Below are 22,612 nucleotides of genomic sequence, written 5' to 3' on the forward strand. Positions count from 1 at the left end.
GCCCCGCGCAGCGGTTACGCCCTCGCGGCGGCCACGGCCCGCAAGGCAGCCAGCGCATGCGCCACCGCCGGGGCCGATTCGGAGCCGCGGCGCAGGGCCGCGATGACGTGGCGGGTGGGGCGGTCGTGGGACAGGACCCGGACGGCGACGCCCGACGCCCGGCTCGACACCATGCGGGGCACCAGGGCGACGCCCATGCCCGCCTCGACCATGGCCAGGATCGCCGTCCAGCCGGACGCCGAGTGCGCCTGCTCCGGTACGAAACCCGCCGCCTCGCAGGCGCCTCGGGTGATCTCCGACCAGGGCCCGCTGCCGCCGTAGATCCACGGGGCGCCGGAGAGGTCGGCGAGGCGCAGTTCCGGGGCTCCGGCCAGCGGATGGTCCGGGGGCAGGGCCACGTCGAGGGGGTCCTCCAGCAGCGTCATCCGGGTGAAGCGGGGGTCGCGGGCGGTCGGGGCGTGCGCGGCCAGCGACAGCGCCAGGTCGACGACCCCGGCCGAGAGCAGCTCGTAGGACTCGGCAGCCTCGGTTTCCCGTACGCGGACCTCCACTCCGGGGTGCGAGCGCCTCAGGGCCGCCACCGCGGGGACCACCAGGACCGGTACGGCGGTGGAGAAGGCCCCGATCCGCACCTCCCCCGCCTCCCCGGCCAGGTACCCGGTGAGTTCGGCGTCGGCCCGCTCCAGCTGGGCGAAGACCGCTTCGGCGTGGCGCAGCACGAGGTGTGCGGCGTCCGTGAGGCGGACCCGGCGGCCCTGGGCCTCCAGCAGCGGGACCCCCAGCAGCTTGGCCAGGTTGGTCAGCTGCTGCGAAACGGCCGAGGGCGTCATGTGCAGCGCCTCGGCCGTGGCGGTGACGGTCCCCTGGTCGGCGAGGGTCCGCAGGATCCGCAGCTTCTTGATGTCCCACTCGATCATGGGACCGAACCTACCGCCGGGCACCCAGGCTCACGCCGCCGAGGATCAGCGCCATGCACAGGAGCTGCGCGGGGCCGGTGTGCTCGCCGATGAGGAGGAACCCGAGTCCGGCGACGCAGACGGGCTGGAGGTAGTAGACGACTCCGGCGCGGGCGGCGCCGATGATCGAGACGGCCTTGTTCCAGGCGAAGAAGGCGACGGCGGAGGAGAAGACGCCGACGTAGAGGAGCATTCCGGCGGTGGAGGGGGTGACGTGGAAGCCGCCCTGGACGCTGACGGAGACGGCGTAGGCGGGGGCCAGCATGAGGGCGCCGAGGACGAAGGTGGTGATCAGGAAGGCGAGGCCGCCCAGTTCGGCGGGCTTGCGCTTGAGGAGCGCGCTGTAGGTGGCGAAGGAGAGCGCGGCGGCGAACATCCACAGGTCGCCGGCGGAGAAGTCGAAGCGGATCGAGCCCTTGCCGACGAGGAGCAGGACGCCGAGGGCCGCGAGGGCGAGGCCGAAGGTGCGCCGGGCGCCGAGCCGTTCGCCGCCGAGGCGGGCGTAGAGGGCCATGATGACCGGCGAGGCGGCCATGATCATGCCCATGTTGGAGGCGGAGGTGGTCAGTCCGGCCTGGTGCACGAGGGTGTTGTAGAGGGTGACGCCGAAGAGGGTGGCGAGGGCCGTGTAGCCGAAGTGCTTGCGGATCAGGGCGCGCTGCTGCCAGGCCTGGCGGGCGGCGAAGGGTGCGACGGCGACGGTGGCTATCGTCCAGCGCCAGAAGACGGCTTGGACGGGCGGGATGCTGTCCGCCATGCCGCGGGTGGCGACGAAGCTGCCGGACCAGACGACCGTCGCGAGCAGGGCGAGGAGCACGCCGAGGCCGGCGGACCCCTTCTTGTTCCCGGCCTCGGCCGGGGCGCCCTGGTCGCCGTGCTGCTGCTCTGCTTGTGGAACGGTCTGGTCGCGGTCCATGACGGCCACTGTGCGTCTCCCCCTCGGGGTCGGTTTGTCGATTCTTCGCCCTACCGTCGCACCGAATCACCCGTCAGGTCCATCGAATCATTTCGATCGATTTCTTCAGCAGAACTGAACGGTTCCGCCTTGGGCCGCGAGGACCCGGCCGCCAGCTGCCCCGCGACGGTGGCGCCGAAGGCGATCGCCATGCCGATCACCTGTACGGGCGAGAGCGCCTGCCCCAGCGCGGCCCAGCCTATGACGGCCGCGGTCAGCGGGGAGAGCGGGCCGAGCAGGGTGACCGAGGTGGCGCTGAGCTGCCCGATGCCGCGGAACCAGAGCCAGTACGCGATCCCGGTGTTGATCAGCATCATGTAGCCGTAGCCGAGGAAGGCCCTGCCGTCGAGCGCCGGCGGCGCCCCTTCCACCAGCGCGGCCACGGGGATGATCATCAGGCCGCCCGCGGTCAGCTGCCAGCCGGTCATGGCCAGCGGGCCGACCCCCTCGGGGCGCCCCCAGCGCTTGGTCATGACGGTGCCGGCGCCCATCGAGACCGAGGAGACGACTCCGGCCGCGACCCCGATCAGGTCGAGCTCCGCCTCGGCGGTCAGCACCACCATGCTCACCCCGAGGGCCGCCACGACGGCGGCGAGCACGGTCCGCAGCCGGGCCCGCTCCCCCAGCAGCAGCGCGGACAGTCCTACGACGAACAGCGGTCCGGCGGAGCCCAGCACGGCCGCGACCCCGCCGGGCAGCCGGTAGGCCGAGAGGAACAGCAGCGGGAAGAAGGCGCCGATGTTGAGGCCGCCCAGGACCGCGGACTTCCACCACCACTGCCCCTTGGGGAGGGTCCGGGCGAGGGCCGTGAGCAGCAGCCCGGCGGGCAGGGCCCGCATCACCCCGGTGAACAGGGGCCGGTCGGGCGGCAGCAGCTCGGAGGCCACGGCGTAGGTGGAGCCCCAGGAGACGGGGGCGAGGGCGGTCAGGGCGATGGTGGCGATGCGCTTCATGGCGGGTGACTCCTCGGGCAGGTGAGGAACGCGGGACGCGGGCAGGGGGTTCGAAGGGGCTGCGGGCTCAGACGGCGGCGGGCTCGGGCCGCGCGGCCGGACCGGCGGCCGCGGCCCCTGGGGCGGCGGTCACGGCCGGCGGCTCCGCGTGGACGGCCTCGGCCGGCAGGTACGGCTCCAGCCGGACCAGCGCCAGGGCCGCGACGGCGGCGGCGACGGCGAGGACGGCCCAGGGCAGGCGGCCGTCGAGGGCGATCAGCCCGGTGAAGAGCGAGGGGGCCAGCGCGCTGGCCAGCGAGTAGGACAGGCTGTAGGTGGCGAGGTAGCGGCCGCGGACCGCCTCGGGGGCCGCGGAGACCGACAGGGCGCCGCCGGCGGGGCTGTGGACCAGTTCGCCGAGGGTGTAGACGACCACGACGGCGAGCAGGGCGACCATGGTCACGCCCGGCCCGGGGCGCAGGGTGCCGAGGACGATCTGGGCCACGAAGGCGGCGGCGAAGAGCAGGGAGCCCAGCGCGGCCGAGCGGGTGCGGCGGGCCCCGGAGCGGCGGACCCGGCCGGCGACCAGGACGCCGATCCCGGCGCACAGGACGGTGTTGACGGTGAACGCCGCTCCGGTGAGGGAGGCGGGGCCGTGCAGCCAGGTGGAGATGTAGAGCGGGAAGAGCACGGAGAGGGCCGCGTAGCCCAGCGCCGTCAGGAAGTTGGCGCCGGTCAGGGCGAGGAAGGGGCGGTCGCGCAGCACCATGCGGTAGCCGGCGGCCGGGCGCCCGGCCGAGGGCGCGGAGGGGGTGGAGCGGTCGGAGGCGTCGCCCAGTGGGCGGACCCGGGCGACGAGCAGTCCGGCGAGGGCGAAGGCCAGGGAGTTCCCGTAGGCGGTGTAGGCGAATCCCGCCGGACCCCAGACGGCCAGGACCCCGGAGACGAGCAGGCCGCCCGCGCCCATGCCGGCATTCTGCAGGGCCCGGACGGAGGCCTGGAGCCGGTCGCGGGCGGCGCCCCGGGCGACCTCCCCGATCAGGGACTGCTGGACGACGGAGAAGGAGCGGTCGGCCAGTGCGGTGACCAGGGCGACGGCGGCGAAGGCGGGCAGCGAGTCGGCGAGCGGGTAGAGGGCGAAGCCGAGGGCCCGGACCGCGTAGAGGACCAGGTTGAGGCGGTGTGCTCCGAAGCGGTCGACGGCCGAGCCGGCGAGCGGCATGAAGCCGAGGCCGGCCAGGCCGGTCACGGTCAGCACGGCGCCGACGAGGGCGAAGGACAGCCCGGTGACCTGGTGGAAGAAGACCAGCGAGAACGGCACGTACATGCCGATCCCGATGGCGCTGATCCCCACTCCGGCGAGCAGGGACCGCTCGCCCGCCACCCGCTCCCGCTTGCTCCTGACCGCCATTTTCTTCTCCCCCGAGTAGGTCGCTTGCAAGTAGCTTACCGCTAAGCTACTTAGCGTCAAGTAACTTTCTTGCGGACAAGCAAGCGGAAGCCGGATACTGCGCCCATGACCGAGCACACGCCCGCGGCCGAAGCCGCCGACGCCGTCGATGCGATCGCCGCCCAGTGGTTCGCCGTGCGACCCGACCTGGACACCGCACCCATGGCCGTATTCGGCCGGATCTACCGGATCGCCAAGACCATGGGCGACGCCATGGAACGGACCTACAACCGCTACGGGATCTCGCGCGGCGAGTTCGACGTCGTGGCCACCCTGCGCCGGAGCGGAGCCCCGTACACGCTCTCACCGAGGCAGCTCTCGGCCACCCTCATGCTCACCACGGGCGGGATGACGGGGCGGCTGGACAAGTTGGAGAAGGCCGGGCTGCTGTGCCGCAACCCCGATCCGCACGACCGGCGGGGGCTCCAGGTGACCATCACCGACCGCGGTCTCGCACTCATCGACGAGGCGGTCACGGCGGGCCTGGAGGTGCAGCGCGCGGCGCTCACGGGCCTCGACGACGCGGAGGTCGCGGTGCTCACCGGGCTACTGCGCAAGCTGCTGGCGGGGGCCCCGTAACCGGGACCGGGTACGACTGAGCGCCGGAGGTCCATACGGACCTCCGGCGCCCCGGAAGTGTCGAGTGGAGCGAAGACCCCGTCGGGGTCAGCTCTCCTTCTGCTCCTTGCGCGACTTGTCGCCCACGATCACCAGACCGGCGATGACCAGGAACAGCACGATCGGCGCGGCCACGTACAGGCCGAGCGTCTCGGCAATGCTCAGGCCCGGACCCGGGTCGTCACCGTCGTCGCGGGTGAGCGCGAGGGCGGGAGACGTCATCAGCAGCATCATCAGCGTCGTTCCGGCCGTGACGGCGCCGGCGCGCAGAGCGTTCTTCTTGTCCACGGTGCAAACGTAGCGAACACCTAAACGACGCGCGCGCCCGGGGGTGCCGTACGGGGTTCCGCCCCGCCCCGCACCGCGCTCAGCAGGGCGTTCGCGCGCGGCGAGGCGGTCAGCGCCTCCAAGGTCAGCGGCCGGCCCTCCGCGTCGGCGACCGGAAGCCGCCAATTGGGGTACTGGTCCCAGGTACCGGGCAGGTTCTGCGGCCGCCGGTCCCCCACCGCGTCGGGCAGCCAGACCCCGACCAGCCGGGCCGGGGTGCGCAGCAGGAACGCGTACAGCGACCGTACGGCGGCCTCCTCGCCCTTGGTGTCCAGGCCCAGGCCCTCCAGGACGTCCAGCCAGCGCGCGGTGTCCGCGGCGTCCTCGGCGCGCTCCCGCTCCAGCGGGCGGGTCAGCAGGCCGAGGCGGTCGCGCAGTTCCACGTGGGATCCGGCGAGCTTGGCGGCCGTGGGCGGCAGATCGTGGGTGGTGGCGGTGGCCAGGCAGTCGGACCTCCAGCGCGCCGGCTCCAGCGGTTCCCCGTCGCCGCCCCAGTCCCGCTCGAACCAGAGCACCGAGGTGCCCAGCACCCCGCGCCGGGCCAGCGCCTGACGGACCCCCGGCTGCACGGTGCCGAGGTCCTCGCCGATGACCAGGGCCCCCGCCCGGTGGGCCTCCAGGACCAGCAGGGCGAGCATCGCCTCCCCGTCGTAGCCGACGTACGCGCCCTCGGCGGGCGGGGTCCCCTCGGGGATCCACCAGAGCCGGAAGAGTCCCATGACGTGGTCGATGCGCAGGGCGCCGGCGTACCGGAACACCCCGCGCAGCAGGGCCCGGAAGGGCGCGTACCCGGTGGCGGCCAGCCGGTCGGGGCGCCAGGGCGGCAGCCCCCAGTCCTGGCCGCGCGCGTTGAAGGCGTCCGGCGGGGCGCCCACGGAGCAGCCCTTGGCGTAGAAGGGCAGGCCGAAGGTGTCGGAGCCCTGCGGATGCACCCCGACGGCCAGGTCGTGGACGATGCCGACCGCCATCCCGGCGTCCTTGGCGGCCCGCTGGGCTGCGGCCAGCTGGGCGTCCGTCAGCCAGACCAGCCAGCGGTGGAAGTCGGCCCGGGTCTTCGGGTCGTCCCCGGCGTGCCCGGCGCACCAGGCGGCGTGCAGATCGAGCTCCGCGCCCTGCTCGGCGCGGAAGTTCCCGTAGTCCGCCTCCCGTTCGGGTGAGCGCGGGACGGTGTAGAGCAGCTCCAGGGCGGCCCGCTTGAGGGCCCAGACGGCGTCCCGGTCGATCAGCGCACCCTTCTCCAGGACTTCGCGGCGCAGCTCCCCGCCCCGGGCGGCCAGTTCGGCGAGGGCTTCGCGGTCCGGGCAGTCGGCGTACTCCGGGACGTCCTCGATCCGCAGGTGCACCGGGTCGGGGAAGCGGCGCGAGGAGGGCCGGTACGGGGAGGGGTCGGTCGGGGTGCCGGGCACGGCCGCGTGCAGCGGGTTGACCTGGATGAACCCGGCTCCGTGGACCCGGCCCGCCCAACTCGCCAGCGCCGCCAGGTCTCCGAGGTCGCCCATGCCCCAGGAGCGCTCGGAGAGCAGGGAGTACAGCTGGACGAGGAGCCCGTGGGTGCGCTCCGGCGCGGCCGGGGCCCGGTCGGGGGCCACGATCAGGGTGGCGGACGCGGTGCGGCCGTCGGGGGCCTCGGCATGGAGCCGGTACACCCCGAGCGGCGGCTCCCGCAGCGCTCCCCCGGGCTCCCGCAGCGGCCACGGCCCACCCGACCCGGCCGCCTCGCCCGGCGCCTCACCCCTTACCTCGCCCGCCTCCAAGCCCGCCTCCGCCTCCGGTTCCAGCCGCAGGAGGGTGCCGGGCGCCGGCGCAGCCAGCTCCGCGGGCGGCCTCGCCCCGGCCCACCACACCAGCACCTTCGGCAACAGCCGCCCCGCCGCTTCGCGTTCGGCTCCGTACAGGTGCGCCCGCAGCGACTCCGGCGTGTCGGTGTCCACCCCCAACTGCCGCAGTACGGCGGCGATGGTGGCCTCGGGGACCCGGACGGTGACGTCCTCGGCGGGCTGGTAGGTGGTGGCGACGCCGTAGAGGGCCGCGAGCCGGGCGAGGTCGTCCATCTGGATCCTTGTCTAGTCACCCGCCGCGGCGGCCGCGGCGGAGGTGGTCGGCTCGCTGGTCAGCGGGGCCTCGTCGGTGAGCGGGGGCTCGCTGGTCAGCGGCGCGTGCGCGGAATCGGCGAGCGGGGGCTCGCTGGTGAGGGGTCCTTCGGCGAGGGCGAGCCCCTCGGCGGGTCCGCCCTGCGCGGGCAGGTGGGCGAGCGGCGGGCGGGCTATCCGGACATCGACGGTGTTCACGGCAGGCACTCCTTTGTGCGTGAGGATCTGTCAGAACCATGGAACACCGCCGGAGAACATCGCAGCCATACCCAGTCGGACGCACCGCATTCCTGGCGTATCCAGGTCAGATCACCCTCAGGCGTTGACACCCCGGCCGTACGGATGGTGGGCTCGGGCCCATTCGTACGAGCGGGGGACGACTCGGGGCGAGGAGGCTACGTGCAGCTCAGGGGCAACAAGCGGGCGACGGCTGCGGCCGTCGCCGTGATAGGGACGCTGCTGGGCGGGTCGGTGGCCGTGGGTCCGCCCGGCGCCTTCGCGGCGCCCTCCACGCCCTCTCCCGCCCTCGATCCCTCAGCCGTTTCTATAGCCGCGCCCGGGTCCGCGCCCGCGCTCGACCCCGTGCCCGCGCCCGTACCCGTCCTGGAACCCGGGGCCGATCCGGGGCGGGTCGCCGCCGAGGGGCCCTCGGTGTGGCCGCGCCCGCAGTCCATGGCCGCCGATCCGGCCCGGGCGGTGCCGCTGGGCGCCGAGGCCGTACTGGTACTGCCCGACGGCGTGGACCCGTACGCCGTCGGGGTGGTCCGCGAGGCCCTGCGCGGGGCGGGCGTCCGGACCCTGTACGAGCGGGCCGACGGCGAGTCGCTGCCTACGGGGATCCCCGTCGTGCGGCTCCAAGGGACGGATGCGGAAAGGGCGTTGAGCGAGCTGGGCGCGGCCGGCGCGGGGGACCTGCCGGCCGGCGGGTACCGGCTGGCGGTGGGCCGGGCCGGCGGGCGGGACACGGTCGCGCTGGCGGGCGTGGGGGACGACGGACTGTTCCACGCCGCACAGACCCTGCGCCAGCTGATCGCCTCCGGCGCCGGAAAGGTTCCCGGGGTGCTCGTGCGGGACTGGCCGACCGCGCCCGTACGCGGGATCACCGAAGGGTTCTACGGGACCCCGTGGACGGCCGCCGAGCGGCTCGAGCAGGTCGATTTCATGGGCCGCACCAAGCAGAACCGGCTGCTGCTCGCACCCGGCGACGACACCTACCGGACCACGGACTGGCGCCGGGACTACCCGGCGGAGCGGGCGGCGGAGCTGCGGACCCTGGCCGAACGGGCCCGCGCCAACAAGGTCGTCCTGGCGTGGGCGGTCGCACCGGGACAGTCCATGTGCCTGTCCCGGGCATCCGACCGGGCCGCCCTCGCCCGCAAGGTGGACTCCATGTGGGACCTCGGATTCCGGGCGTTCCAGCTGCAGTTCCAGGACGTCAGCTACACGGAGTGGGGCTGCCGGGACGACCAGGAGCGCTACGGGAAGGGCCCGGCGGCGGCCGCGAAGGCGCACGCGGAGGTCGCGGGCGAACTGGCGGCGCACCTGGCCGCGCGCTACCCGGGGGCGCCCGCACTGTCGCTGCTGCCGACCGAGTACTACCAGGACGGCGCGACCGCCTACCGGACCGCGCTGGCCGGGGCCCTGGACGGCCGCGTGGAGGTCGCCTGGACGGGCGTCGGCGTGGTGCCGCGCACGATCACCGGGCGCGAACTGGCCGGGGCGCGCTCCGCGCTCGGGCATCCGCTGGTCACCATGGACAACTACCCGGTCAACGACTGGGATCCGGACCGCATCTTCCTCGGCCCGTACGCGGGGCGGGACCCGGCGGTGGCGGGCGGCTCGGCGGCCGTCCTGGCCAACGGGATGCCCCAGGGCGCCCTGTCCCGCGTCCCCCTGTTCACGGTGGCGGACTTCACCTGGAACCCGCGCGGCTACCGGGCCTCCGCATCCTGGGTGGCGGCCGTCGCCGATTTGGCCGGCCCGGACCCCAAGGCCCGGGAGGCGCTGGCCGCACTGGCCGGGAACACCGCCTCCTCCGGGCTCGCGCAGCCGGAATCGGCTTATCTGGCGCCGCTGGTGGAGGAGTTCTGGCGCACCCGCTCCGCCGGCGATCCGGCGGCGGGGGAAAAGCTGCGGGCCGCGTTCCGCGTGCTGCGCGAGGCACCGGACCGGCTGCCGGGCCTTGCCGGAGAGGCCGGCCCCTGGCTGTCACGCCTGGCGCGCTACGGAGCGGCCGGGGAACTGGCCCTGGACGTGCTCCAGGCGCAGGCGCGCGGGGACGGGGCGGCGGCCTGGCAGTCCTCGCAGGCCCTGACGGCCGCCCGCAAGGCGCTGTCCGAGACGGCGGCGGGCGATGTCCGGGTGGACAAGGCGGTACTGGACCCCTTCCTCTCCAGGGCGGCGGCCGAGGCCGACGCGTGGACCGGCGCGGCCCGTTCCACCGGGAGCGTCTCCAAGGCGGCGGACTCCTGGACGGTCCAGCTGTCCACCGCCCGGCCGGTGTCGACGGTGACCGTGATGACCGACCCGCTGCCGGCCGGGAGCCGGGGCGCGGCGATCGAGGCACACGTACCGGGCGAGGGCTGGCGCAAGGTCGCGGAGGCGGCGGCTTCCGGCTGGACGCAGGCGGACGTCGGCGGCCTGCGGGCCGACGCGGTCCGCCTCACCTGGTCGGGCCCGGCTCCGGCCGTGCACAGCGTGGTCCCCTGGACGGCGGACGGACCCGAAGCCCGCTTCGAACTGGCCGACACCGTGGACGTCGAGATCGGCGGGCCCGCGGCGCGGGTTGCGGCGGAGCTCTCCGCGCTGCGGCCCGGCGAGGTCCGCGGCCCCCTGGCGGCGGCCGCTCCGGCAGGGATCGAGGTCCGGCTCCCGGCGACCGCGGTGGCCCCGCGCGGAACCCGGGCGGTGGTCCCGGTGGAGGTCGCGGTGGCGGCCGGCACGGCCCCGGGGACCTACGAGGTCCCGGTGACCTTCGGCTCCGGGACCGGCTCCGAGACCCACACGCTGAAGGTCCGCGCCGTCCCGCGCACGGCCGGCCCGAACCTGCTGCGGGGCGCCCGGGCCACGTCCTCCGCCGACGAGACCCCGGCCTTCCCGGCCTCGGCCGCCCTGGACGACTCCCCGGTCACCCGCTGGTCCTCCCCGGCGGCGGACGGGGCCTGGTGGCAGGCCGAACTCCCGGCGGCGGCCCGCATCGGGCTGCTGCGCCTGCGCTGGCAGGAGGCGTACCCGTCCCGGTTCCGGGTGGAGACCTCCGCCGACGGGGTCTCCTGGACCCAGGCGGCGGCGGTCTCCTCGACGGGCGGGGTGGACTCGGTCCGCCTGACGGCGGTGGAGCCCGCGCGGTTCGTGCGCGTCACCTGCGACGTGCGGGCCACGCGCTTCGGCTGCAGCCTGATCGCGGCGGAGGCCTTCGCGGCGGCCCCGTAGGAGTCCGGAAGAGACGGCCCGGCCGAAGCGCGTGGCCGCCGGTCAGGACGCCGCGGCCGTGACTCCGATCCGGTCGAGGGCGTCTTCGGCGCCGTACGGCTCGAGGTACGGCATCCACCGGGGGTCCCGGTGGCCCGTGCCGATGATCCGCCAGGCCAGTCCGGACGGCGGAGCGGGCTGGTGTCGCAGGCGCCAGCCCAGGTCCACCAGGTGGCGGTCGGCCTTGACGTGGTTGCAGCGGCGGCACGCGGCGACGACGTTGTCCCATGCGTGCTGTCCGCCCCGGCTGCGCGGGACGACGTGGTCGACGCTGGTGGCGACGGCTCCGCAGTACATGCAGCGGCCGCCGTCCCGCGCGAACAGTGCGCGCCGGGTGAGCGGAACGGGCCCCCGGTAGGGGACCCGCACGAAGCGCTTGAGCCTGACCACGCTGGGAGCGGGGAGGGCCCGTGTCGCGCTGTGCAGAAAGGCGCCGGATTCCTCGAGGGAGATCGCTTTGTTCTCCAGGACGAGGACGAGCGCGCGGCGGAGCGGTACGACGCCGAGGGGCTCGTACGACGCGTTGAGGACCAGGACGTGCGGCACGGACTGCCTCCTTGTACGTCGGCGGCGCGTGGCTCGCGCCGGGACGATCTGCTTTCCAGTCTCCCCTTACGGCTGGTCGAAGCGCCACCACGCGCCCGTAACGGGTCCGAGGTGTTTTCGACCACATCCGCTTCATCCCCGCGTGAGTCTGGTCTCTCCCTCGAACACGGCAACAAGCTCGGTCGAGTGCCCCGTTAGGGTGGTTGGTCTGCCCGCCACCCCGTTTCGCGGACAGACCGCTATATCTGGAGGTCCCCGCCGTGCCCAGGCCTGCCGCCCTGTTCCCCCTCGCAGCCGACACCCCGGACGCTTCCCAAACGATCAGAGAGACCCACGAGAGCGTCACCAACGCCGCCAGTTTCATCGAGGACAACTGGGCCGGATGGCTGTACCTCGGCCTGCGGATCCTCCTCATCCTGGTCATCGCCTTCGCCCTGCGTTCCGTGGTCCGCAAGTCCCTGACCAAGCTCATAACCCGGATGAACCGCGGCGCCGAGGCCGTCGAGGGGACCGCGCTGGGCGGGCTGCTGGTCAATGCCGAGCGGCGCCGCCAGCGGTCCGAGGCCATCGGGTCGGTGCTGCGTTCGGTGGCCTCGTTCCTGATCCTCGGCACGGCCGGTCTGATGGTGCTGGGCGCGCTCGACATCAACCTGGGCCCGCTGCTGGCGTCCGCCGGTGTGGCCGGTGTGGCGATCGGTTTCGGCGCCCGCAACCTGGTCACGGACTTCCTCTCCGGCGTGTTCATGATCCTCGAGGACCAGTACGGCGTCGGCGACAAGATCGACGCCGGGGTGGCCTCGGGCGAGGTCGTCGAGGTGGGGCTGCGCGTCACCAAGCTGCGCGGGGACAACGGCGAGATCTGGTACGTCCGCAACGGCGAGATCAAGCGGATCGGCAACCTCAGCCAGGGCTGGGCCACGGCGGGCGTGGCCGTGCAGGTCAAGCCGACCGAGAGCCTCTCGCACATCCGCGAGGTCATCCAGGGCATCGCCGACACCATGGCCAAGGAGTCCCCCTGGGACGAGCGGCTGTGGGGTCCGGTGGAGGTGCTGGGCCTGGACGAGGTGCTGCTGGCCTCGATGACGGTGAAGGTGTCGGCGAAGACGATGCCGGGCCAGCAGCTCGCCGTGGAGCGGGAACTGCGCTGGCGGATCAAGGACTCCTTCCACTCCGCGGGCATCGGGATCATCGGGGGCACGGCGGCTCCCGCCGAGGACGAGGCTCCGGCCGATCCCGCGGCCGCCGTCGCCCCGCCGTCGGCGCTGGCGAACCCGGCTTCGCCGCAGTCGCTGGCGACCGCGGCGATCCCGCCGCCGGCGGTCGGCGGTTCGGGTTCCGGTCCCCGGATCACCAAGTAGCCCCTTCCCCGCCCGTCACCCGTACGCCGCTGCCCCCGCAGGTCCCACCTGCGGGGGCAGCGGCGTGTTCAGGGCGTCCGCGGACAACGGTGGGAGCACGGTATGGGCAGTGCCATTGACACGACTCACAGCCTGATAGGAAACTTACCTAACAGTTCACCTCGGTGAGGGAGAAAACACACCCCATGCCCGCCGCCACCCCCGGTACGCCCAGCCTGTTGCGCGCCCTGAACGACCGGGCCGCGCTCGAACTCCTGCTGACGCACGGTCCCCTGTCCCGGACCCGGATCGGGCACCTCACCGGACTCTCCAAGCCCACCGCCTCCCAGCTCCTGGCCCGCCTGGAAGCCGCCGGCCTGGTCGTCGCCACGGGCACCGCCACCGGGCGCCCCGGCCCCAACGCCCAGCTCTACGCGATCAACGCGCGGGCCGCCCACGTCGCCGGACTCGACGTCACCCCGGGCCGGATCCTCGCCTCCGTCGCCGACCTGACCGGCGAGGTGATCGGCAGCCACGAGCTCCCGTACGCCCCCGGCACCGGCCCCGTCGAACAAGTCGGCCGGGCCCTCGGCGAGGCCGTCAAGGACGCCGGGCTGCACCTGGGGGACATCCACCGGGTGGTCATCGCGACCCCCGGCTCCTTCGACCCCCGCACCGGGGTGCTCCGCTACGCCGACCACCTCGCGGGCTGGCAGTCCCCCACGCTCCTCGAGGAACTGGCGGCGGCCCTGCCGATGCCCGTCGAGTACGAGAACGACGTGAACCTCGTCGCCGTCGCCGAACAGCGCCTGGGCGCCGCCCGCGGACACGAGGACTTCGTCCTGCTGTGGAACGAGGAGGGCCTGGGCGCCGCCCTGGTGCTCGGCGGCCGGCTGCACCGCGGCTGGACCGGCGGCGCCGGCGAGGTCGGCTTCCTGCCGGTCCCCGGACATCCGCTGGTCCGCCAGGTCACCCGGGTCAACTCCGGCGGCTACCAGGAACTGGCCGGGGCCCAGGTACTGCCCTCGATGGCCGCCCGCCTCGGCGTCGAGGCCCCCGCGGCCCCCTCCGGGTCGGTGCACGGAGCCGTGCACGGCGCCGAGTCCGGGGCGATGGTCGCCGCGGCGGCCGCCCTGCTGGCCCAGGCGGCCGCCGCTCCCGAAGGGGCCCACCTGCGGCTGCTGAAGGAGTACGCCACCGCGCTCGCCACCGGACTCGCCTCTCTGGTCGCCGTGCTGGACCCGGAGATCGTGGTCCTCTCCGGCGCGCTGACCATCGCGGGCGGGGAACCCCTGCGCGAGCTCATCGAAGCCGAACTCGCCGACCTCGCCCCGTCCCGCCCCCTGCTCGTGACCGGCGAGGTACGGGAACGACCCGTACTGCGCGGGGCGCTGGAGAGCGCCCTGGCCGCCACCCGCGACGAGGTCTTCGACACCTCGCGCCGCTGAACCGCACCACCCGCCCCATCTGCCCCACCCCGCTCCGTCCCCGCAGCACCCGCCCCGCACGCAGTCCCGTAGACCGGCAGCCCCACAAGCCCCTGCCCCGTACACCCCACCCGCAACACCCCTCCAGGAAGTCCCCCCGCGCAGAGAGTGACTCCGTCATGCCCCGAACCCGCCGCCTGACAGCCGCAGCCGTCGCCGTCGCCGCGATATCCGTACTCGCCACCGCCTGTACGGGTTCCACCGCCAACACGGTCGCCGACGACCCGGCCAAGGAGGTCACCCTCAACTTCTGGCACGGCTGGTCCGCCCCGAGCGAGATCAAGGCCATCGAGGACAACATCGCCCGGTTCCAGAAGGCGCACCCGAACATCAAGGTGAACGTCACGGGCAACATGACGGACGACAAGATCAACCAGGCGCTGCGCGCGGGCGGCGACAAGGCCCCCGACGTGGTCTCCTCCTTCACCACCGACAGCGTCGGCAAGTTCTGCAACTCCGGCGCCTTCACCGACCTGAACCCCTTCCTGAAGAAGTCCGGGGTCGACAAGGAGAAGGTCTTCCCCAAGACCCTCCTGCAGTACACCCAGTTCAACGGCAACCAGTGCACGCTGCCGCTCCTCAACGACGCCTACGGCCTCGTCTACAACAAGACCGCCTTCGACGCCGCCGGCATCAGCGGACCGCCCAAGACCTGGAGCGAGTTCGTCGCGGACGCGCAGAAGCTGACCGTGGCCAAGGGCGATTCGTACGAGCAGCTGGGCATCATGCCCACCTTCCACGGCTACGAGACCGCCCCCCAGCGCATGGCCGCCCAGTGGAGCCCGTCCTACTTCGACGCCCAGGGCAAGTCGAACCTGGCGAAGGACCCCGGCTTCGCGCAGATGCTCACCGCGCAGAAGGACCTGGTCGCCAAGCTCGGCGGCTACGAGAAGCTGGAGAAGTTCCGCACCACCTTCGGCGACGAGTGGAGCGCGGAGCACCCCTTCCACCAGGGCCTGGTCGCCATGCAGATCGACGGGGAGTGGCGGGCGGCCATGGCCAAGGAGGCCGGAGTCAAGTTCGAGGTCGCGACCGCGCCGATGCCCGTCCCCGACGACCGGCTCGCCGACTACGGCAAGGGCTACCTCGCGGGCACGATCATGGGCATCTCCTCGGCGAGCAAGAAGCAGAACGCGGCCTGGGAACTGACCAAGTACATGACCACCGACACCGACGCGGTCGTGGACTTCGCCAACGCCATCCACAACGTGCCCTCCACGCTGGCCGCGCTGGACTCCCCCAAACTCCAGGTGACCCCGGAGTTCAAGACCTTCCTCGACATCGCCAAGCACCCGAAGTCGACCACCACCCCGGCCCAGGCCGACGGCGGCACCTACCAGCTGACCTTCGCGGACTTCGCGTACGCGGTCGAGAAGGGCGAGGTCGCCGACATCGCGGCCGGTCTCGCCAAGACCGACCAGCAGATCGACACGGACATCGCGAAGGCGAAGTAGCCCCCATGAACGCGACGGGCACCTCCCCCGCCACTGCCCCCTCCCCCTCGCCGGAGCTCCGTGCGAAGCGCCGCAGGTCCGCGCTGCGCACGGCGGCCTTCATGTCGCCCTGGCTCATCGGGTTCGGCGTCTTCTTCGCCTACCCGCTGCTCTCCACGGTCTACTTCTCCTTCACCAAGTACGACGGCTTCCGCCCGCCGGTCCCCAACGGGCTGGAGAACTGGTCGTACGTGTTCACCGACTATCCGATGTTCTGGCCGGCCATGCGCAACACCCTGTGGCTGGTCGTGGTGATGGTCGCCTGCCGGGTGGCCTTCGGGCTCGGCATCGGCCTGCTCATCACCAAGATCAAGCTCGGCACCGGCCTCTTCCGCACCCTGTTCTACCTGCCCTACCTGGCGCCGCCGGTCGCCGCGACCCTGGCCTTCGTCTTCCTGCTCAACCCCGGCACCGGCCCCGTCGACGTCCTGCTCGACTCGGTCGGGATCACCGCACCCGGCTGGTTCACCGACCCCGCCTGGTCCAAACCGGCCCTGACCGCGCTCGCGGTGTGGGGGGTGGGCGACCTCATGGTCATCTTCATGGCCGCGCTCCTCGACGTACCGAAGGAGCAGTACGAGGCCTCCGAGCTGGACGGGGCCGGACCTCTCCAGCGGTTCCGCCACATCACCCTGCCGAACATCTCCCCGATCATCCTGTTCGCGGTGGTCACCGGGGTGATCCAGGCCATGCAGTTCTACACACAGCCCCTGGTGGCGGGGAAGGTCGCCGCCGGCGTGATCGGCGGCTCGGGCCAGCCGGTCGAGCCCGGATACCCCGACAAGTCCACACTGACCCTCCCCCAGATCATCTACAACCTCGGCTTCCAGCGCTTCGACTACGGCGCCGCCTGCGTGGTGGCCCTGGTGCTGTTCGCCCTCTCCATGGCCTTCACCGCGCTGCTCATGCGTCGCCGCGGCGGACTGATCGAAGCAGGTGACTGAGGACCATGACTCAGGTAATCGACCGCGGCACCACCCGGCCTCGGGGTTCCGGTAGCGCCGATTCCGCCCGGGCCGTGCGCACCGCGCGCCGCAGGGCCGCACTCCACTGGGTCGCCGTGCACAGCCTCGGCGTCGCGGCGGCGCTCTTCTTCGTCATGCCGTTCGTCTTCCTCTTCCTGACCTCGCTCATGAGCGACCAACAGGCCCTGACCCGCAACCTGTGGCCGCACACCTGGGAATGGGGCAACTACGCCAAGGTCTGGAACACCCCCGGATTCCTGACCTGGTGGCGCAACACCCTGCTCTACGCGGGCCTCGGCACCCTGCTGACCGTGGTCTCCTCGGTGCCTGTCGCCTACGCGCTCGCCAAGTTCCGCTTCCGCGGCCGACGACTGTCGCTGCTGCTCGTGATCGCCATGATGATGCTGCCGCCCCAGGTGGTCGTCATCCCCATGTACCTCTTCTGGGCCAAACAGCTCGACCTGTCCGGCACCCTGTGGCCGCTGATCATCCCGATGGCCTTCGGCGACGCCTTCTCCATCTTCCTGCTGCGCCAGTTCCTGCTGACCATCCCCGACGAGTACCTGGACGCCGCCAAGGTCGACGGCTGCGGCGAGGTGCGCACCCTGCTGCGGGTGGTCCTGCCGATGGCCAAGCCCGGCATCGCGGCGGTCGCACTGTTCCAGTTCTTCTGCGCCTGGAACGACTACTTCGGCCCGCAGATCTACGCCTCCGACAACCCGGCCGCCTGGACCCTCAGTTACGGACTGGAGTCCTTCAAGGGCGCCCACCACACCAACTGGAACCTGACCATGGCCGCGACCGTGCTGGTCATGGCCCCGGTGATCGTCCTCTTCTTCTTCGCCCAGAAGGCGTTCGTCGAAGGCGTCACCCTGACCGGAGTGAAAGGCTAGTGACCATGAAACTCGCAGTGGTGGGCGGCGGTTCCACCTACACCCCCGAGCTGATCGACGGATTCGCGCGGCTGCGCGACACCCTGCCCATCAGCGAGCTGGTGCTGATCGACCCGGCCGCCGAACGGCTGGAACTGATCGGCGGCCTCGCCCGGCGGATCTTCGCCAAGCAGGGGCACCCCGGCCTGATCACCACCACCTCCGACCTCGACGCGGGCGTCGCCGGAGCCGACGCCGTCCTGCTCCAGCTGCGCATCGGCGGGCAGGCCGCCCGGCTCCAGGACGAGACCTGGCCGCTGGAATGCGGCTGCGTCGGCCAGGAGACCACCGGCGCCGGCGGCCTCGCCAAGGCGCTGCGCACCGTCCCGGTGGTCCTCGACATCGCCGAGCGCGTCCGGCGCTCCAACCCGGACGCCTGGATCATCGACTTCACCAACCCGGTCGGCATCGTCACCCGCGCCCTGCTCCAGGCCGGGCACAAGGCCGTCGGGCTCTGCAACGTCGCCATCGGCTTCCAGCGGCGGTTCGCCGCGATGCTGGACCTGACCCCGGCCGACATCCACCTCGACCACGTGGGCCTCAACCACCTCACCTGGGAGCTGGGGGTGCGCAAGGGCGGCCCCGAGGGCGAGAACCTGCTGCCGCAGCTGCTGGCCGCGCACGGCGAGGCCATCGCCGCCGACCTGCGCCTGCCGCGCGCGGTCCTGGACCGGCTCGGCGTGGTCCCCTCGTACTACCTGCGCTACTTCTACGCGCACGACGAGGTGGTCCGCGAGCTCGCCACCAAGCCCTCGCGCGCCGCCGAGGTCGCCGCGATGGAGAAGGAACTGCTCGGCCTGTACGGGGATCCCGCGCTCGACGAGAAGCCGGAACTGCTCGCCAAGCGCGGCGGCGCCTTCTACTCGGAAGCCGCCGTGGACCTGGCCGCGGCCCTGCTGGGCGACGGCGGCAGCTCCCACCAGGTGGTCAACACCCTCAACAACGGCACCCTGCCCTTCCTCCCGGACGACGCCGTCATCGAGGTCCAGGCCCGGGTGGACCGCTCCGGACCGGTGCCGCTGGCCGTGCCCCGCCTCGACCCCCTGTACTCCGGACTGATCGCCCACGTGACGGCGTACGAGGACCTCGCGCTGGACGCGGCGCTGCGCGGCGGCCGCGAGCGGGTCTTCAGGGCGCTGCTGGCGCACCCGCTGGTCGGCCAGTACGACCTCGCCGAGGGGCTGACCGACCGGCTCCTCGCGCACAACAAGGAGCACCTGGCATGGGCGTGAGCCGACCCGCCCACCCGTCCGCGGGCGCGGCGGTCCTCGCCGTCGACGCGGGCAACAGCAAGACGGACGTGGCCCTGATCGCCGCGGACGGCACGGTGCTCTCGACCGGGCGCGCGGGAGGCTTCCAGCCCCCGCGCGTCGGGGTGGAAACGGCGGTGGACGTCCTCGGGCGGGCCGTCGAGGAGGCGGCCGAGGCCGCCGGACTGTCCCGGCCCGCACCCGGGAACCCGTACGCCGTCCAGGTCTCGGCCTGTCTGGCCAACGCGGACCTCCCCGTGGAGGAACGGCTGCTCGCGCAGGCCATCGGAGCCCGCGGCTGGGGCGCGGCCACCGAGGTCCGCAACGACACCTTCGCCATCCTGCGGGCCGGACTGGCCGCGGCCGAGGGGCCGCGCGGGGTCGCCGTGGTGTGCGGGGCCGGCATCAACTGCGTGGGCATGCTGCCCGACGGGCGCACGGCCCGGTTCCCCGCGCTCGGACAGATCTCCGGCGACTGGGGCGGCGGCGGCGGACTGGCCGGCGAGGCCATGTGGTGGGCGGCAAGGGCCGAGGACGGCCGCGGCGGCCCGACCGCACTGGCGGCGGCGCTGCCCGGGCACTTCGGGCTGGGTTCCATGTACGAGCTGATCGAGGCCGTGCACCTGGGCTCGCTCGCGCCCGGCCGCGTCCACGAGCTGGTACCGGTGCTGTTCGCCACGGCCGCGGCCGGCGATCCGGTGGCATCGGCGCTGGTGGAGCGCCAGGCGGACGAGGTGGTCGCGCTGGCCTCGGTCGCGCTGGAGCGGCTCGGCCTGCTGGCCGAGGAGGCGCCCGTACTGCTGGGCGGCAGCGTACTGGCGGCCCGGCACCCGCAGCTGAACGGCCGGATCGAGGCGCTGCTCGCCGAACGGGCCCCGTACGCCCGGGTCTCGGTGGTGACGGCCCCGCCGGTCCTGGGCGCCGGACTGCTGGGCCTGGACGCCCTCGGAGCCGGTCCGGAGGCCTACGAAAAGCTCCGTGCCCATTTCGAGTGAACGCGCACCGACGCGGAACCACGACGGCCGGCGGGGCGTATTCACGGTGAAGGGGAGGGACGGCCGGGACGACTTGAGGGGGACGGACCGGGGCGGATTGTGACTGATCCAGCACCGGGTGCTGTGGTCCACCCTCACTAAGGCCATACTGCTGCCAAGCACTCAGGACCGAGGGGGAGGTCACGGTGGCCATCACATCACGCGCGCCCGCGCCGGGCGGCGCCGTCGCGGCGCCCTCCGGCCCGCCGGCGCCACCACCCGACGGCCTGCCCGGACGCGGCAGCGCCTGGGCCGAGGGCGTGGAGCAGCTGCGCGCCGCCGCCACGACCGAGCCCGGCCGGCTGCGGATCATCGGCGCGGTACTGGCCGCGCTGGTCCTGCTGTTCGGGCTGGTCTCCGTCTGGGAGATCTCCGGCCGGGTCACGGCCGCCGACGACGTCGTGGGCCGCAGCCAGCCGCTGAGCGCCGACGCGGCCAGCATCTACCGCTCCCTCGCGGACGCCGACACCGTCTCCTCCAGCGGGTTCCTCGCCGGCGGCAACGAGCCGCGCGAGGTCCGCCTGCGGTACGAGAAGGACATAGCCAACGCCTCGCGGCTGCTGGTGAGCGCGGCCGCGAACACCGGGGCCGGCGACGACTCCCGCAAGCAGATCACCCTGCTGAGCGAGCAACTGCCCCGATACGCGGGCCTGATCGAGCAGGCGCGCGCCACGAACAAGCAGGGCCTGCCGCTCGGCGGCGCCTATCTCCGCTACGCCAACGAGCAGATGAGCACCCAGCTGCTGCCGGCCGCCCAGCGGCTCTACGAGGCGGAGACCGGCCGGCTCTACACCGACTACGACGACGCCCGCTCCCTGCCGCTGGCCTCGATCGGTACGGGCGTGCTCGCGCTCGCCGCCCTGGTGTGGGCCCAGCGGCGCAACTACCTGCGCACCCACCGCGTCTTCAACCACGGGCTCGTCGCCGCGACGGCCGCCTCGCTGGTGGTGCTGCTGTGGCTGGCCGCGGGGCACACGGTCGCCCGTTCGGGGCTGAGCGAGGCCCGCACCCAGGGGCAGGAGTCGCTGAAGGTGCTCAACGACGCGCGGATCGCCTCGCTGCAGGCGCGGGCCAGTGAGAACCTGACGCTGATCTCGCGCGGCGCCGTACTGGCCGAGGACAAGAAGTCCGACAAGTACGACGTGGATTTCGGGAACGACATGAAGGACCTCGAAGCGGGCCTCGCGACGGCGTCGAAGCTCGCCGACGACGAGGCCGGCCGGACGCCGGTCACCCGTGCGGCGGACGGCGTGAAGCGGTGGAAGGAACTGCACGCGGCGGCCCGGCAGACGGACTTGAAGGGCGACTACCAGGGCGCCCTCGGCCAGGTCATCGGGGACAAGGAACACAAGGAGTACAGCGGCGCCGCCTTCGACACGGTGGACGCCTCGCTGGAACAGGCTGTGGCCCACGAGCAGCAGCAGTTCACCCGGGCCGCCGAGGGCGGTCTCGGCGCGCTCGACGGTTTGGTGACAGGCGCGGCGGCCCTGGCGGTCGTCGGCGCGGCGGCGGCACTGCTCGGCATCGGGCGCAGGCTTTCGGAGTACAGGTGAGAGCGGTGCGCAGACGTGTCAGGCGCGAGGTCCGGCGCACGGAGCGGTACGTGGGCACCGGGGTCCAGGGGGTCCCGGAGCACTACGAGGGCCCGGAGCGCTACGAGGGCCACGAAGCCCTGGAGGGCCACGGGCCGCGCGGCGTGCGGCGGTTCGCGGGCCGGCTGCGCGGCTGGGGCGGGGTCAGTGCGATGGCCGTCGCCTGCGCGCTGACGGCCGCCGCCGTCCTGCTGCCGCTGGCCCAGGCGGCCCCGGGCAGCGGGCACGTCCCGCAGGTGCGCGAGCCGGCCAGGATGGCCGTCGCCCCCCTGGCTCCGGGCGACACCTGCCAGGACCCCGAAGCCAGCCTGCGGCCGAGCGGGCTGGACGGTTCGACGATCCAGCGGATCCGCGCCGCGGGGCACCTCGTCGCGGGCGTGGACCAGAACAGTTTCAAATGGGGTTACCGCAATCCGGCCGGTGAGCTCGACGGCTTCGACATCGCCCTGGTCAAGGCCATAGCGAAGGACATCCTGGGCGACCCCAACAAGGTCATCTACCGGGCGATCCCCACCAGCCAGCGCATCCCCGCACTCAAGGACGGCACCGTCGACATCGTCGTGCGGACCATGACGATCAACTGCAAGCGGCTGGAGGACGTCGCCTTCTCGACGGCCTACTTCGAGGCCGGCCAGCAGGTGCTGGCGCCCAAGGTCTCCAAGATCACCGGCTACGACGCCTCGCTGAAGGGCCAGCGGATCTGCACGGCGGCCGGTTCCACGGCGGAAGCGGCGCTCGCCACGCAGTCGTACGGCTCCGTTCCCGTCAGCGTGCCCAACCAGCTGGACTGCCTGGTGCGGCTGCAGCTGGGCGAGGTGGACGGCATCATCACCGACAACGCCCTCGCGGCCGGCCAGGCCGCGCAGGACCCGTCGATCCAGCTGGTGGGCTCCCCCTTCACCAAGGAGTTCTACGGGGTGGCCATGAACAAGGACGCCGGCGATCTGGTGCGCCGGGTCAACAAGGTGCTGGAGGACTATCGTGCGGGCGGTGACAACAGCCTCTGGATGACCGCCTACCGGACCCACCTCCAGCCCGTGCTGCCCGGCGTGAGCGGCCCGCCCGCGCCCAAGTACCGGGACTGAGGCCGGTGGCGGATTCGGAGCCCGACGGCAGGAGGCCGAAGACGAAGGCGGAGGCGGAGCCCGTGGAGGCACGGTCGTTCGGGGCACAGCCC

19 protein-coding genes are annotated in these 22,612 nt (G+C 73.0%); 11 read left to right on the top strand and 8 right to left on the bottom strand.

The window, feature by feature from the left end; all coding sequences use genetic code 11:
* Nucleotides 1-14 precede the first annotated feature (14 nt).
* The 4 genes from OG490_RS12890 to OG490_RS12905 form a co-directional block, all read right to left on the bottom strand.
* The gene (locus tag OG490_RS12890; RefSeq protein ID WP_330296428.1) at nucleotides 15-917 is read right to left on the bottom strand and encodes a LysR family transcriptional regulator; all 903 of its coding nucleotides are present in this window, start codon (nucleotides 915-917) and stop codon (nucleotides 15-17) included.
* 10 nt (nucleotides 918-927) lie between these two features.
* Nucleotides 928-1,881 carry a DMT family transporter gene (locus tag OG490_RS12895; RefSeq protein ID WP_443065798.1) on the bottom strand — a complete coding sequence of 318 codons (954 nt, stop codon included), beginning with the start codon at nucleotides 1,879-1,881 and terminating at the stop codon, nucleotides 928-930.
* A gap of 41 nt (nucleotides 1,882-1,922) precedes the next feature.
* Nucleotides 1,923-2,864 carry an EamA family transporter gene (locus OG490_RS12900; protein ID WP_330296430.1) on the bottom strand — a complete coding sequence of 314 codons (942 nt, stop codon included), beginning with the start codon at nucleotides 2,862-2,864 and terminating at the stop codon, nucleotides 1,923-1,925.
* 67 nt (nucleotides 2,865-2,931) lie between these two features.
* A complete protein-coding gene (locus tag OG490_RS12905) occupies nucleotides 2,932-4,254 on the bottom strand; it encodes an MFS transporter (protein WP_330296431.1) in 1,323 nt (440 codons plus the stop codon).
* A 105-nt stretch (nucleotides 4,255-4,359) separates the two neighbouring features.
* On the opposite strand from OG490_RS12905, the gene OG490_RS12910 reads away from it, so the two are divergent.
* Nucleotides 4,360-4,872, top strand: a complete 513-nt coding sequence (locus OG490_RS12910) for a MarR family winged helix-turn-helix transcriptional regulator (RefSeq protein ID WP_330296432.1) — start codon at nucleotides 4,360-4,362, stop codon at nucleotides 4,870-4,872.
* Nucleotides 4,873-4,959: 87 nt separating this feature from the next.
* Here the strand turns inward: OG490_RS12910 and OG490_RS12915 are convergent, their stop codons facing one another.
* Genes OG490_RS12915 through OG490_RS12925 form a run of 3 tightly spaced genes read right to left on the bottom strand, consistent with a single transcriptional unit; the run spans nucleotide 4,960 to nucleotide 7,481 of the window.
* Nucleotides 4,960-5,199 carry a hypothetical protein gene (locus OG490_RS12915; protein WP_330296433.1) on the bottom strand — a complete coding sequence of 80 codons (240 nt, stop codon included), beginning with the start codon at nucleotides 5,197-5,199 and terminating at the stop codon, nucleotides 4,960-4,962.
* Between the two features lie 20 nt (nucleotides 5,200-5,219).
* Nucleotides 5,220-7,289 carry a 4-alpha-glucanotransferase gene (locus OG490_RS12920; RefSeq protein WP_330296434.1) on the bottom strand — a complete coding sequence of 690 codons (2,070 nt, stop codon included), beginning with the start codon at nucleotides 7,287-7,289 and terminating at the stop codon, nucleotides 5,220-5,222.
* Between the two features lie 12 nt (nucleotides 7,290-7,301).
* Nucleotides 7,302-7,481, bottom strand: a complete 180-nt coding sequence (locus OG490_RS12925) for a hypothetical protein (protein ID WP_330300899.1) — start codon at nucleotides 7,479-7,481, stop codon at nucleotides 7,302-7,304.
* A 429-nt stretch (nucleotides 7,482-7,910) separates the two neighbouring features.
* Between OG490_RS12925 and OG490_RS12930 the strand changes: the two genes are divergently transcribed.
* The gene (locus OG490_RS12930) at nucleotides 7,911-10,760 is read left to right on the top strand and encodes a beta-N-acetylglucosaminidase domain-containing protein (RefSeq protein WP_443065799.1); all 2,850 of its coding nucleotides are present in this window, start codon (nucleotides 7,911-7,913) and stop codon (nucleotides 10,758-10,760) included.
* Between the two features lie 42 nt (nucleotides 10,761-10,802).
* Here the strand turns inward: OG490_RS12930 and OG490_RS12935 are convergent, their stop codons facing one another.
* On the bottom strand, nucleotides 10,803-11,345 hold the full coding sequence (locus tag OG490_RS12935; RefSeq protein WP_330296436.1) for an HNH endonuclease: 543 nt from the start codon (nucleotides 11,343-11,345) through the stop codon (nucleotides 10,803-10,805).
* A 260-nt stretch (nucleotides 11,346-11,605) separates the two neighbouring features.
* Between OG490_RS12935 and OG490_RS12940 the strand changes: the two genes are divergently transcribed.
* From OG490_RS12940 to OG490_RS12980, 9 genes are all read left to right on the top strand, one after another.
* Nucleotides 11,606-12,703: a mechanosensitive ion channel family protein gene (locus OG490_RS12940; RefSeq protein ID WP_330296437.1), complete on the top strand. Its 1,098-nt coding sequence runs from the start codon at nucleotides 11,606-11,608 to the stop codon at nucleotides 12,701-12,703.
* A 185-nt stretch (nucleotides 12,704-12,888) separates the two neighbouring features.
* Nucleotides 12,889-14,130, top strand: coding sequence for an ROK family transcriptional regulator (locus OG490_RS12945; RefSeq protein WP_330296438.1), 1,242 nt, complete (start codon nucleotides 12,889-12,891; stop codon nucleotides 14,128-14,130).
* 158 nt (nucleotides 14,131-14,288) lie between these two features.
* Nucleotides 14,289-15,623, top strand: coding sequence for an ABC transporter substrate-binding protein (locus OG490_RS12950; RefSeq protein ID WP_330296439.1), 1,335 nt, complete (start codon nucleotides 14,289-14,291; stop codon nucleotides 15,621-15,623).
* A 5-nt stretch (nucleotides 15,624-15,628) separates the two neighbouring features.
* Complete coding sequence (locus OG490_RS12955; protein ID WP_330296440.1) at nucleotides 15,629-16,606, top strand: carbohydrate ABC transporter permease; 978 nt, start codon at nucleotides 15,629-15,631, stop codon at nucleotides 16,604-16,606.
* Between the two features lie 5 nt (nucleotides 16,607-16,611).
* On the top strand, nucleotides 16,612-17,520 hold the full coding sequence (locus tag OG490_RS12960) for a carbohydrate ABC transporter permease (protein ID WP_330296441.1): 909 nt from the start codon (nucleotides 16,612-16,614) through the stop codon (nucleotides 17,518-17,520).
* Between the two features lie 5 nt (nucleotides 17,521-17,525).
* Complete coding sequence (locus OG490_RS12965; RefSeq protein ID WP_330296442.1) at nucleotides 17,526-18,791, top strand: 6-phospho-beta-glucosidase; 1,266 nt, start codon at nucleotides 17,526-17,528, stop codon at nucleotides 18,789-18,791.
* Nucleotides 18,782-19,804: an N-acetylglucosamine kinase gene (locus tag OG490_RS12970; RefSeq protein ID WP_330296443.1), complete on the top strand. Its 1,023-nt coding sequence runs from the start codon at nucleotides 18,782-18,784 to the stop codon at nucleotides 19,802-19,804. Before OG490_RS12965 ends, OG490_RS12970 begins: the two co-directional genes overlap by 10 nt.
* Nucleotides 19,805-19,989: 185 nt before the next feature.
* Nucleotides 19,990-21,396, top strand: coding sequence for a hypothetical protein (locus tag OG490_RS12975; protein ID WP_443065800.1), 1,407 nt, complete (start codon nucleotides 19,990-19,992; stop codon nucleotides 21,394-21,396).
* 191 nt (nucleotides 21,397-21,587) lie between these two features.
* Nucleotides 21,588-22,520, top strand: coding sequence for a glutamate ABC transporter substrate-binding protein (locus tag OG490_RS12980; protein WP_330300901.1), 933 nt, complete (start codon nucleotides 21,588-21,590; stop codon nucleotides 22,518-22,520).
* The last annotated feature ends 92 nt before the right edge of the window (nucleotides 22,521-22,612 follow it).

This window comes from Streptomyces sp. NBC_00503 (genome assembly GCF_036346895.1).
Taxonomy (GTDB): Bacteria; Actinomycetota; Actinomycetes; order Streptomycetales; family Streptomycetaceae; genus Streptomyces.